Source organism: Pseudomonas sp. AC247, from assembly GCF_979258015.1.
The window spans coordinates 5,764,959-5,777,269 of record NZ_OZ409829.1 but is presented as its reverse complement, the minus strand read 5'-3'; the positions used below and the strand labels follow the sequence as shown (position 1 = coordinate 5,777,269).

Sequence of the window (12,311 nt, the reverse complement as noted above, 5' to 3'; positions counted from 1 at the left end):
GGCAGTTGGCGGACAACCATAGTCGCTCGGCCCTCGCAGTGAAAGTAAGCGGCCCGCCGTTGGTCGACGTCCGCTATGATTCTTCGGGTCTACGTCTCAGACCTGTGGCCTATGAAACCATTCACACTGCCCTGCCCTTTTTCCACATGAACCACGATCGTCGGCGTGAAAGCCGAGAGCCGAGTCAGGTGCAGCGCCTGTTTCGCCAATTGGTGCGCGAATGGTTGTGGATAAGTCTAGTGCTGTTGCCGCTGACTGCGCTGCTGTCTTATCGCGCGCAGATCAACTTGCACGATGCGACTCCCGCCATCGGCGCCCTGTTGTCGGTTGCCTTGGTCGCCGGCAGTCTTGGCCTGCTGTTATGGCGTCCGCGTTGGGCGCTCTGGATCACGTTGATCGGCATGGCGTGCGCGCTGCTGGCCAGTGCGGGGTTAGCGGAAATGCGCCGTTGGTGGTCGCCGACACCGGCGGTGCTGGGGATGTTGTTCGGTTATCTGATCTGGAACTGGCGGCGCTTAAGCGTGGTGCTGACCTACTTCGGTTGGGAACTGGCGCGGCTGGATCGCGAACCGAAAGTGTTTCCTGAACGGCGTCGCTCGCAATTCACCGGCGCTGATCGCCTGCAGGGCCAGATCATGGCGCTTGAGCAGGCCATGAGCCGTACCCGCGATACGCGGCGGTTCATTGCCGATGGCCTGGAGTACTTGCCCGTCGCCACGCTGATTACTGATCCCAAGGGGCAGATCCTGTTGGGTAACCGCAAGTCCCGCGCGCTGTTTGATCATGCGCTGGTGGGGGATGACGTGCTTGATCAGCTGGCGCGCCTGGGTTATCCGGAATTATCCACAGCGGCGCGACCGACGCTGTCCGCCCTGCCGCTGCTGGAATTCCGCGACAACAAGGAGCGCAGCCTGCGCTTGGAGCGTGCCGCGTTGCTGCCGGTGGACGGCGACACCCCGATCGGCTGGCTGCTCAGCCTGACCGACCTCAGCGCCGAACGGGCCGCCGAAGAGCAACGCGGAGTTCTGCTGCGGTTCCTCTCGCACGATCTGCGTGCCCCGCACTCGGCGATCCTTGCCTTGCTCGATGTCCACCGGCACCAGGCTGGCGCCGATACACCGCTGTTCGAACAGATCGAACGTCAGGTGCGTCGCGCGCTGGATTTGACTGACGGTTTTGTTTTGCTGGCGAGGGCCGAATCCGAGGCGTACCAGTTCCAGCCAAGTCTGTTCGCGATGTTGGTGCTGGACGTGCTGGACCAGGCACTGCCCATCGCCCAGCAGAAACGCATTGAGCTGCTCCACAACATGGATGAGGAATCCCAGGAGCGGCTGATCTCGGCTGACCAAGGCTTGCTGACCCGTGCGCTGTTCAACTTGCTGGAAAACGCCATCAAGTACAGTCCGCCAGACACCACTGTCCGGTTGCATGTGAGCTGTCAGGAGGAATGGTTGCGTTGCGAACTGTCGGATCAAGGCAAGGGCATCGCCGCCGATGAATTGCCCGATCTGTTCAGTCAGTACCGCCGTTTTTCCTCGGCTCAGGGCATCGATGGCGTGGGCCTGGGCCTGTCGATGGTCAAAGCAGTGATCGATCACCATGGCGGTAAAATCGAATGCCTGAGTGTGGTCGATCAAGGCACTACGTTCCTGCTGGAACTGCCGCTGATCCCCGAGTGATCAGGCACAAAAAAACCGGCTATATCTGCCGGTTTTTTTACATCCAAAAAAAACTTATGCACGTTTTACGGCGTTTTATGAGCTTGAGAAATATATAAGTAAATCAATCACTTAATTTCAATATTCAAGCCTTTTCAACAAAACCGTACACAGGTTATCCACAAAATCTCAGACAGCGATCTGATCATTGGCGGCCGGTGCCTGCGGAGCCGGTGGCAGTGAGCCCATTTCGCGTTGAGTCTTCTCGTTCCAGGCTTGCACCCGGTCGTTAAGCTCGGCGATGGCGCGAGGCCCAGTACCTTCGGCGTACATCGGTTCACCGATGACTACGGTGATCACGCCGGACTTCTTGCCCCAGCCGATTTTCGGCCAGAACTTGCCGGCATTGTGTGCAATCGGCAGCACCGGAAGCGCCGCATTCACCGCCAAAGCGCTACCACTGCGCGAGAACTTGCCGACAGTGCCAAACGGCACCCGAGTGCCTTCCGGAAAGATCAGCACCCAAACGTTGTCCTTCAGCAGCTCATCACCCTTGGCCGCGACTTGTTTCAGCGCCGCTTTCGGGTTGTCGCGATCAATCGCGATCGGCCGCAACATGGCCATTGCCCAGCCAAAGAACGGCACGTACAGCAGTTCGCGTTTGAGCACTTGGCTCAATGGCGAGAAATAAGCGGAGAGAAAGAACGTCTCCCAGGTGCTCTGGTGGTTCGATTGAATCACGCAGGGCCGGTCAGGCACGTTTTCCGTGCCCTTGATTTCGTAGCGGATACCGAGAAACACCTTGGTCAACCACAAGGCGCAACGGCACCAGTACACGTTGATAAAACGGTAACGCGCCTTGAACGGCAGAAACGGCGCGATGAAAAAACTCAAACTGCACCACAGCAGGGAAGTGGTGCCCAGCAGCAGGTAAAAGAGAAAAATTCTGATGGCCCGCAGTATCGACATAGTGACGTTTACCGTGACGGGGCAATGCCCGAGTGTTCAAGCGCACTCCCGATCAATCCCTGGTCAGGAACTTCAGAAGTACTCTAGTTGTGGATAAGTTCTGCGGCAATCGCCGCCAGATCGTCAAAAATCAGAGTGCCAACCGGCAGGGTTTTGCCCTGAGTCTTTGCGCCTTTTCCGGTCTTTACCAAAACTGGCTGTGAATCGACGGCTTTGGCGGCCTCCAGGTCACCAAGGCTGTCGCCGACGAACCAGACATTCGTCAACTCCACGTCGTAATGCGCCGCGATGGTTTTCAACATCCCCGGTTTCGGCTTGCGGCAATCGCAGCCTTCGTCCGGCCCATGCGGGCAATACACGATCAGCCCGACCTCACCGCCCTGCTCCGCAACCAGCTCACGCAAGCGTGCGTGCATGGCATCGAGGGTGGCGAGGTCGTAATAGCCGCGAGCAATGCCCGACTGGTTGGTGGCGACCGCCACCGTCCAGCCGGCCTTGCTCAACTGCGCAATCGCTTCGATCGAGCCGGGCAACGGAATCCACTCCGCCACCGACTTGATGTAAGCGTCGGAGTCGTAATTGATCACTCCGTCCCGATCGAGAATCAGCAGTTTCAACAGCAATCCCTCAACCCAGCAGCGAAATGTCGGCAACGCCGAGGAACAGACCACGTAGACGCGCCAGCAGCGCGTAACGGTTGGCCCGCACATTGGCGTCGTCGGCATTGACCATTACCGCGTCAAAGAACGCATCCACCGGCTCACGCAATGCCGCCAGGCGTGCCAGCGATTCGTTGTACTGACGCGCCGCAGCCATTGGCTGTACGGCCTGATCCGCTTGCTGGATCGCCGAGTACAGCGAGAACTCGTTGGCGTTGTCGAAATACTTGGCTTGGACTTCGGTCGGTACCGCGCCTTCGAGTTTGCTCAACAGGTTCGATACACGCTTGTTCACCGCCGCCAGCGCTGCCGCTTCCGGCAGTTTGCGGAAGGCCTGCACCGCTTGCACGCGCTGGTCGAAGTCCAGCGCCGAACCCGGCTTCAGGGCACGTACCGACAGGTAAGTGGCGACTTCAACGCCTTCGTCTTCGTAACGTGCACGCAGACGTTCGAAGATGAACTCCAGCACCGACTCGTTGAGGCCGGCAGCCTTGACCTTGGCACCGAACGCATTCACCGCGAATGCGACGGCGTCGTTCAGGTCCAGATCGAGTTTCTTCTCGATGAGGATACGCAGCACGCCGAGTGCCGCACGGCGCAGGGCATACGGGTCTTTGCTGCCGGTTGGCAGCATGCCGATACCGAAGATACCGACTAGGGTGTCGAGCTTGTCAGCGATCGCGACGGCCGCACCGGTCAGGGTGGCTGGCAGTTCAGCACCGGCACCGCGTGGCATGTACTGCTCGTTCAGCGCCAGCGCGACGTCTTCCGGCTCGCCGTCATTGAGGGCGTAGTAGTAACCGGCGACACCTTGCATCTCCGGGAACTCGCCGACCATTTCAGTGGCCAGGTCGCACTTCGACAGCAGGCCAGCGCGAGCAGCCCACGAAGCGTTGCCGCCAATGCGAGCGGCGATGTACGCGGCCAGCTTGGAAACACGCTCGGCCTTGTCGTAGACGCTGCCGAGTTTTTCCTGGAACACCACGTTTTTCAGGCGATCGTTGAAGGCTTCGAGTTTCTGCTTCTTGTCTTGCTTGAAGAAGAACTCGGCGTCGGTCAGACGTGGGCGAACCACTTTCTCGTTACCGGCGATGATCTGTTGCGGGTCTTTGCTTTCGATGTTGGCCACAGTGATGAAACGTGGCAGCAACTTGCCGTCGGCATCCAGCAGGCAGAAGTACTTCTGGTTGTCCTGCATGGTGGTGATTAGCGCTTCTTGCGGCACGTCGAGGAAACGTTCCTCGAACGAGCACACCAGCGGCACCGGCCATTCAACCAGCGCGGTCACTTCGTCGAGCAGTGCCGGCGGAACGATTGCGGTGCCTTCCTGACGGGTGGCCAGCTCTTCGGTGCGCTTGCTGATGATCTCGCGACGCTCGTTGGCGTCGGCCAGCACGTAAGCGGCACGCAGGTCGGCGAGGTAGCTCGACGGCGAACCGATGCGCACGCTTTCCGGGTGATGGAAACGGTGACCACGGGAGTCACGGCCAGCCTTCTGCGCGAGGATGGTGCAGTCGATGACCTGGTCACCGAGCAGCATCACCAGCCACTGGGTCGGACGCACGAACTCTTCCTTGCGCGCACCCCAACGCATGCGTTTCGGGATCGGCAGGTCGTTCAGCGAATCTTCGACGATGGTCGGCAGCAGGCTCGCGGTCGGCTTGCCGGCGATGCTCTGGCTGTAACGCAGTTTCGGGCCGCTCTGATCGATTTCGCTCAGATCAACGCCGCATTTCTTGGCGAAACCCAACGCTGCCTGAGTCGGATTGCCGTCAGCGTCGAACGCCGCCTGACGTGGCGGGCCGTCGAGGTTGATGCTGCGATCCGGTTGCTGGGTGGCCAGCGCGGTGATCAGCACAGCCAGACGGCGCGGCGCGGCGTAGACGGTTTTAGTCTCATAGCTCAGGCCTGCGGCTTGCAGGCCCTTGTCGATACCGGCGAGGAACGCCTCAGCCAAGGTGTTCAGGGCTTTCGGTGGCAGTTCTTCGGTGCCCAGTTCAACCAGAAAATCTTGCGCACTCATTGTGCTGCCTCCAGCTTGGCCAGTACTTCGTCACGCAGGTCCGGGGTCGCCATCGGGAAGCCCAGCTTGGCACGCGCCAGCAGGTAGGCTTGCGCAACGGAACGCGCCAAGGTGCGTACGCGCAGAATGTATTGCTGACGCGCGGTCACCGAGATCGCCCGGCGCGCATCCAGCAGGTTGAAGGTGTGCGACGCCTTCAACACCATTTCGTAGCTCGGCAACGGCAGCGGCTGGTCGAGTTCGATCAGGCGCTTGGCTTCGCTTTCATAGAAGTCGAACAGTTCGAACAGTTTGTCGACGTTGGCGTGTTCGAAGTTGTAAGTGGACTGCTCCACTTCGTTCTGGTGGAACACGTCGCCGTAGGTGACTTTGCCCATCGGGCCGTCAGCCCAGACCAGGTCGTAGACCGAATCCACGCCTTGCAGGTACATGGCCAGACGCTCGAGACCGTAAGTGATCTCGCCGGTCACCGGGTAGCACTCGATGCCGCCCGCCTGCTGGAAGTAAGTGAACTGAGTCACTTCCATGCCGTTCAGCCAGACTTCCCAGCCCAGACCCCAGGCGCCGAGGGTCGGCGATTCCCAGTTGTCTTCGACGAAGCGAATGTCGTGGACCAGTGGGTCCAGGCCGACATGCTTGAGCGAGCCCAGGTACAGTTCCTGGAAGTTGTCCGGGTTCGGCTTGAGCACGACCTGGAACTGGTAGTAGTGCTGCAGACGGTTCGGGTTTTCACCGTAACGGCCGTCAGTCGGACGGCGGCTTGGCTGCACGTAAGCGGCGTTCCAGGTTTCCGGGCCGATGGCACGGAGGAAGGTCGCGGTGTGGAAAGTGCCGGCGCCTACTTCCATATCGTAGGGCTGAAGTACCACGCAACCTTGCTCGGCCCAGTATTGCTGGAGCGCGAGGATCAAGTCTTGGAAGGTACGCACGGCTGGCGTAGGCTGGCTCACGAAATTCACCTGTTTCTTGGGCTGCGATTTAAAGAGCGGGAGTATACCCGATTCATTGCTGCGCACGCCCCCTGGAGCCTTATGCCACGCTGCTTTTGGTGTACCGAAGATCCGCTGTACATGGCTTATCACGACCAGGAGTGGGGCACGCCGCTACGCGATGCGCAGGGTTTGTTCGAGTTGCTTTTGCTCGAAGGGTTCCAGGCTGGCCTGTCCTGGATCACCGTGCTGCGCAAACGCGAGCGTTATCGCGAGGTGTTGTTCGGCTTTGACGTACAGCGCGTGGCGCAAATGAGCGACGCCGAAATCGACGAATTGATGCTCGATCCGGGGATCATCCGCAACTGCCTCAAACTCAATGCCGCCCGGCGTAATGCCCAGGCCTGGCTGGCGCTGGAGGATCCGGTGGCCTTCCTCTGGTCGTTCGTCAACGACCAACCGATAATCAATCATTTCAAGGATCGCAGCGAAGTCCCGGCGATCACCGCCGAAGCGCTGGCGATGAGCAAAGCCCTGAAAAAGGCCGGGTTCACGTTCGTCGGCCCGACCATTTGCTACGCGCTGATGCAGGCCTCGGGGATGGTCATGGACCACACCCAGGATTGCGACCGCTACGCGCAGCTCGCCAACGGCGGTTAGAATGGCCGCCTCGCGCACCGCACAAGATCAGGAGTGACCTGTGGAAAAGTTTAAAGGCGCCTTGCTGGTAGGCGCTCTGCGGCTGTTTGCCCTGCTGCCATGGCGGGCCGTGCAGGCCGTGGGTTCGGCGATTGGCTGGATCATGTGGAAAACCCCCAACCGCTCCCGCGACGTGGTGCGGATCAACCTCGCCAAATGTTTTCCACAGATGGATCCGGCCGAGCGTGAGCGTCTGGTCGGGCAGAGTTTGAAAGACATCGGCAAGTCGCTGACCGAAAGCGCCTGCGCGTGGATCTGGCCGGCGCAGCGCTCAATCGATCTGGTGCGCGAAGTCGAAGGCCTCGACGTGCTGAAAGATGCTTTGGCCTCGGGCAAAGGCGTGGTCGGCATCACCAGCCACCTCGGCAACTGGGAAGTGCTCAACCACTTCTATTGCAGCCAGTGCAAACCGATCATTTTCTACCGCCCGCCAAAGCTCAAGGCTGTGGATGAATTGTTGCGCAAACAGCGCGTGCAACTGGGCAACAAGGTCGCCGCCTCCACCAAGGAAGGCATCCTCAGCGTCATCAAGGAAGTGCGCAAAGGTGGTGCAGTGGGCATCCCCGCTGACCCGGAACCGGCCGAATCCGCCGGGATCTTCGTGCCGTTCTTCGCCACTCAAGCGCTGACCAGCAAATTCGTGCCGAACATGTTGGCCGGTGGTAAAGCGGTCGGCGTGTTCCTGCATGCACTGCGCCTGCCGGACGGCTCTGGCTACAAAGTGATACTCGAAGCCGCGCCCGAAGCCATGTACAGCACCGATACCGCCGAATCCTGCGCAGCAATGAGCAAAGTCGTCGAGCGCTATGTCGCCGCCTATCCGAGCCAGTACATGTGGAGCATGAAACGCTTCAAAAAGCGTCCACCCGGCGAAGAACGCTGGTACTGAAAAAGTTGGCACACTCTGTGGATAACCTGTAGGAGCTGCCGCAGGCTGCGATCTTTTGATCTTGCTTGAGGTTATCCACAGAACCGTTCAAAAAAAGGGCGCACCAAGATGTCCGAACACCGCAAATCCTTCCGCATTAAAATCACCCACGACAGCTTCGGCGAATGCCTCGGGCAAACCCGCAATTTGTCGCCAACCGGGGTCTATGTGCAGCATCCGAGCCTGGCATCATTGCCCAAAGGCGCGGTCGTCTATGGCCAGGTGCAGGACTTACCCACAGGCGCGCCACGGGTGCGAATGGAAGTGGTGACGGTCGATGCGGAAGGCATCGGCCTGCGCTATCTATAGAAAATCACTGCGCCTGACGATCAAGCTTCTTCAAGAACACCGTCATTTCCTTCTCGGCCTGCTTGTCGCCATGGGCGCGGGCGGCTTCCAGACCTTGTTCCCACGCCTGACGTGCGGCGGCAGTGTCGCCCAGCGCCAGTTGCGCCTTGCCCAACAGTTTCCACGCGGCCGAGTACTTGGGATCAAAGCCGACACAACGCTGGAAATGCTCGGCAGCCTTAGCGTTTTCCCCAAGATCCAGATAGCCCTTGCCCAGGCCGAAGCGCAGCAGAGAGTTATCCACACCCTTGGCGAGCATTTTTTCCAGGGATTCGAGCATTTTTGCACCCTCGCTTCAGTGATCGTTCCCACGCTCCGCGTGGGAATGCCTCAATGGACGCTCTGCGTCCGCTCTTGGGACGCAGAGCGTCCCGGGCTGCATTCCCACGCGGAGCGTGGGAACGATCAACCTCAGAAGAAGCTCAACCCCACATGAAACAGCTTCTCCACATCACGAATATGCTTTTTATCCACAAGGAACAGAATCACATGGTCGCCCGCTTCGATCACCGTGTGGTCGTGGGCGATGATCACTTGTTCGTTGCGGATTACCGCGCCAATCGTGGTGCCCGGCGGCAGGCCGATTTTCTCGATCGGTTTACCAATCACTTTGCTCGACTTCGCATCACCGTGGGCAATTGCCTCGATGGCTTCCGCCGCACCGCGCCGCAGTGAGTGCACGCTGACGATATCGCCACGGCGCACGTGGGCCAGCAGCGTGCCGATGGTCGCCAGTTGCGGGCTGATGGCGATGTCGATGTCGCCGCCCTGAATCAGGTCGACGTAGGCCGGGTTGTTGATGATCGTCATGACCTTCTTCGCCCCCAGCCGTTTCGCCAGCAGCGACGACATGATGTTGGCTTCGTCATCGTTGGTCAGGGCGAGGAAGATATCGGCGTCGGCGATGTTCTCTTCCAGCAGCAAATCGCGGTCGGACGCGCTGCCCTGCAACACCACGGTGCTGTCCAGGGTGTCGGAGAGGTAGCGGCAGCGCGCCGGGTTCATCTCGATGATCTTCACCTGATAACGGCTTTCGATGGCCTCGGCCAGACGCTCACCGATCTGCCCGCCGCCGGCAATGACAATGCGCTTGTAGGTTTCGTCGAGACGGCGCATTTCGCTCATCACCGCGCGAATATTCTCACGGGCGGCGATGAAGAAGACTTCGTCGTCGGCCTCGATCACCGTGTCGCCCTGCGGCAGGATCGGCCGGTCGCGGCGGAAGATCGCCGCCACGCGGGTTTCGACATTCGGCATGTGTTCACGCAACTGCCGCAGTTGCTGACCGACCAGCGGCCCGCCGTAATACGCGCGCACCGCCACCAGTTGCGCCTGGCCCTCGGCGAAGTCGATGACCTGCAACGCACCCGGATACTCGATCAGGCGCTTGATGTAGTTGGTCACCACTTGCTCGGGGCTGATCAGCACGTCGACCGGAATCGCTTCGTTCTGGAACAGTTGCTCTTCGCGGTTCAGGTAGGACGCTTCGCGCACCCGGGCGATTTTCGTCGGGGTGTGGAACAGCGTGTGAGCGACCTGGCAGGCGACCATGTTGGTTTCGTCGCTGTTGGTCACGGCCACCAGCATGTCGGCATCATCCGCGCCGGCCTGGCGCAATACCGACGGCAACGAGCCACGGCCCTGGATGGTGCGGATGTCGAGGCGGTCGCCGAGGTCGCGCAGGCGTTCGCCGTCGGTGTCGACGACGGTAATGTCGTTGGCCTCGCTGGCCAAATGCTCGGCCAGCGAACCGCCGACCTGTCCCGCACCGAGGATGATGATTTTCATCCAGTCACTCCATTGAATCCGTTTAGCCGCGCGCGGCAGCGATCTTGATCAGCTTGGCGTAGTAGAACCCGTCATGCCCGCCCTGCTGGGCCAGCAATTGGCGACCATGGGGCTGCTTGATCCCGGCCGTGGTGGCCAGATCCAGTTCACGGGCGCCCGGCGTACGCTCAAGGAACGCGGCGATGACTTCGGTGTTCTCGGTCGGCAGCGTCGAGCAGGTGGCGTACAGCAGAATGCCGCCGACTTCGAGGGTCTTCCACATGGCGTCGAGCAGTTCGCCTTGCAGTTGCGCGAGGGCGGCGATGTCGTCGGGCTGACGGGTCAGCTTGATGTCCGGATGGCGGCGGATCACGCCGGTGGCCGAGCATGGCGCGTCGAGCAGAATGCGCTGGAACGGTTTGCCGTCCCACCATTTCTCGGTGTCGCGACCGTCGGCGGCGATCAGTTCGGCGTTGAGGCCGAGGCGTTCAAGGTTTTCCTTCACGCGCACCAGACGCTTGGCTTCCAGATCCACCGCGACCACGCCGGCCAGCGCCGGTTCGGCTTCGAGGATGTGGCAGGTCTTGCCGCCCGGCGCGCAGCAGGCGTCGAGCACGCGTTGGCCCGGCGCCAGGTCGAGCAGGTCGGCGGCCAGTTGCGCGGCTTCGTCCTGCACGCTGATCCAGCCTTCGGCGAAACCCGGCAGGCTGCGCACGTCGGCGGCGGCTTCGAGAATGATGCCGTCGCGGCTGTACACGCACGGTGTCGCAGCAATGCCGGCCTCAGTCAGCAGACCGAGGTAAGCGTCGCGGCTGTGGTGGCGACGATTAACGCGCAGGATCATCGGCGGATGCGCGTTGTTCGCCTCACAGATGGCTTCCCACTGTTCCGGCCAAAAAGCTTTCAGGGATTTTTGCAGCCAGCGCGGATGAGCGGTGCGCACCACTGGATCGCGCTCAAGCTCGGCAAAAATCGTTTCGCTTTCGCGCTGAGCGTTACGCAACACAGCGTTGAGCAGACCTTTGGCCCAGGGCTTTTTCAGTTTGTCGGCGCAACCGACGGTTTCGCCGATGGCGGCGTGGGCCGGCACGCGGGTGTAAAGCAATTGGTAGAGACCGACCAGCAGCAACGCCTCTACATCGGCGTCGGCAGCCTTGAACGGTTTCTGCAGAAGTTTTTCCGCCAGTGCCGACAGGCGTGGCTGCCAGCGCGCGGTGCCGAACGCCAGATCCTGGGTAAAACCGCGATCGCGATCCTCGACCTTGTCCAGTTGTGTCGGCAGAGAGCTGTTCAGCGAGGCTTTGCCGCTGAGCACGGCGGCGAGTGCCTTGGCGGCGGCCAGACGCGGGTTCATTGCGCGTCCACCGCTGCGCCGAGCACCGTGCCGACAGCGAATTTCTCGCGACGGCTGTTGAACAGGTCGCTGAAATTCAGTGCTTTGCCGCCGGGCAATTGCAGGCGGGTCAGGCACAGCGCTTGTTCGCCGCAGGCGACGACCAGGCCGTCCTTGCTGGCGCTGAGGATTTCACCCGGCGCGCCGTTGCCTTCGGCAATGGTCGCCGCGAGCACTTTCAGCGCTTCACCGTTAAGGGTGCTGTGGGTGATCGGCCATGGATTGAAGGCGCGCACCAGTCGCTCCAGTTCAACCGCCGGACGGCTCCAGTCGATGCGTGCTTCGTCTTTGTTCAATTTGTGCGCGTAAGTGGCGAGTTCATCGTTCTGCACTTCGCCTTCCAGCGTGCCTGCGGCCAGACCGGCAATCGCTTGCACCACGGCTGGTGGGCCCATCTCGGCGAGGCGATCATGCAAGGAGCCGCCAGTGTCTTCGCCAGTGATCGGCGTGACGACCTTGAGCAGCATCGGCCCGGTGTCGAGGCCGGCTTCCATGCGCATCACGGTTACGCCACTCTCGGCATCACCGTGTTCGACGGCGCGCTGGATCGGCGCCGCACCGCGCCAGCGTGGCAGCAACGAGGCGTGACTGTTGATGCAACCCAGGCGCGGAATATCCAAGACCACTTGCGGCAGGATCAGGCCGTAGGCGACCACCACCAGCAAATCCGGCTTCAACGCGGCCAGCTCGGCTTGAGCGTCAGCGTTGCGCAACGTCGGAGGCTGCAACACCTGGATATTATTTTCCAGCGCGAGCTGTTTGACCGGGCTCGGCATCAGTTTTTGCCCGCGACCGGCCGGACGATCCGGTTGGGTGTAGACCGCAACGATCTCGTAAGGGCTGTTCAGCAGGGCCTTGAGGTGTTCGGCGGCAAATTCCGGGGTACCGGCAAAAACGATGCGCAGTGGCTCAGTCATGAAGGGAGTCTCATAAAAAGA

Annotated in this window: 12 protein-coding genes; 4 read left to right on the top strand and 8 right to left on the bottom strand. The window is 60.8% G+C overall.

The genetic code is table 11. The annotated features are described in order from the left end of the window. Nucleotides 1–146: 146 nt before the first annotated feature. Complete coding sequence (locus tag ACZZ0B_RS26165) at nt 147–1,679, top strand: sensor histidine kinase (protein ID WP_463546568.1); 1,533 nt, start codon at nt 147–149, stop codon at nt 1,677–1,679. A 168-nt stretch (nt 1,680–1,847) separates the two neighbouring features. Here ACZZ0B_RS26165 and ACZZ0B_RS26160 read toward each other — a convergent pair whose 3' ends face one another. From ACZZ0B_RS26160 to glyQ, 4 genes are all read right to left on the bottom strand, one after another. Then, nucleotides 1,848–2,627: a lysophospholipid acyltransferase family protein gene (locus ACZZ0B_RS26160; protein ID WP_463546567.1), complete on the bottom strand. Its 780-nt coding sequence runs from the start codon at nt 2,625–2,627 to the stop codon at nt 1,848–1,850. 83 nt (nt 2,628–2,710) lie between these two features. Continuing rightward, nucleotides 2,711–3,250 (bottom strand): D-glycero-beta-D-manno-heptose 1,7-bisphosphate 7-phosphatase, encoded by a 540-nt coding sequence (gmhB, locus tag ACZZ0B_RS26155; protein WP_174245032.1) that lies wholly within the window; start codon nt 3,248–3,250, stop codon nt 2,711–2,713. A gap of 4 nt (nt 3,251–3,254) precedes the next feature. Continuing rightward, nucleotides 3,255–5,309, bottom strand: coding sequence for a glycine--tRNA ligase subunit beta (glyS, locus tag ACZZ0B_RS26150; RefSeq protein WP_463546566.1), 2,055 nt, complete (start codon nt 5,307–5,309; stop codon nt 3,255–3,257). Continuing rightward, nucleotides 5,306–6,259 carry a glycine--tRNA ligase subunit alpha gene (gene glyQ / locus ACZZ0B_RS26145; RefSeq protein ID WP_025112261.1) on the bottom strand — a complete coding sequence of 318 codons (954 nt, stop codon included), beginning with the start codon at nt 6,257–6,259 and terminating at the stop codon, nt 5,306–5,308. The genes glyS and glyQ overlap by 4 nt, the downstream gene beginning before the upstream one ends. An 81-nt stretch (nt 6,260–6,340) precedes the next feature. Between glyQ and tag the strand changes: the two genes are divergently transcribed. From tag to ACZZ0B_RS26130, 3 genes are all read left to right on the top strand, one after another. Next, complete coding sequence (gene tag / locus ACZZ0B_RS26140; protein WP_463546565.1) at nt 6,341–6,898, top strand: DNA-3-methyladenine glycosylase I; 558 nt, start codon at nt 6,341–6,343, stop codon at nt 6,896–6,898. Nucleotides 6,899–6,938: 40 nt separating this feature from the next. Then, on the top strand, nt 6,939–7,826 hold the full coding sequence (locus ACZZ0B_RS26135) for a lysophospholipid acyltransferase (RefSeq protein ID WP_008084359.1): 888 nt from the start codon (nt 6,939–6,941) through the stop codon (nt 7,824–7,826). Nucleotides 7,827–7,934: 108 nt separating this feature from the next. Beyond that, nucleotides 7,935–8,174 (top strand): PilZ domain-containing protein, encoded by a 240-nt coding sequence (locus tag ACZZ0B_RS26130; RefSeq protein ID WP_053125318.1) that lies wholly within the window; start codon nt 7,935–7,937, stop codon nt 8,172–8,174. A gap of 4 nt (nt 8,175–8,178) precedes the next feature. On the opposite strand, the gene ACZZ0B_RS26125 is transcribed toward ACZZ0B_RS26130, so the two are convergent. The 4 genes from ACZZ0B_RS26125 to fmt form a co-directional block, all read right to left on the bottom strand. Next, nucleotides 8,179–8,493 carry a tetratricopeptide repeat protein gene (locus ACZZ0B_RS26125; protein ID WP_159813429.1) on the bottom strand — a complete coding sequence of 105 codons (315 nt, stop codon included), beginning with the start codon at nt 8,491–8,493 and terminating at the stop codon, nt 8,179–8,181. Nucleotides 8,494–8,624: 131 nt separating this feature from the next. Next, entirely contained in the window at nt 8,625–10,001 is a 1,377-nt protein-coding gene (trkA, locus tag ACZZ0B_RS26120; protein ID WP_008084356.1) for a Trk system potassium transporter TrkA, read from the bottom strand. A gap of 22 nt (nt 10,002–10,023) precedes the next feature. Beyond that, a complete protein-coding gene (gene rsmB / locus ACZZ0B_RS26115) occupies nt 10,024–11,334 on the bottom strand; it encodes a 16S rRNA (cytosine(967)-C(5))-methyltransferase RsmB (RefSeq protein ID WP_463546564.1) in 1,311 nt (436 codons plus the stop codon). Continuing rightward, nucleotides 11,331–12,290, bottom strand: coding sequence for a methionyl-tRNA formyltransferase (fmt, locus tag ACZZ0B_RS26110; protein ID WP_463546563.1), 960 nt, complete (start codon nt 12,288–12,290; stop codon nt 11,331–11,333). Before fmt ends, rsmB begins: the two co-directional genes overlap by 4 nt. Between the last annotated feature and the right edge of the window lie 21 nt (nt 12,291–12,311).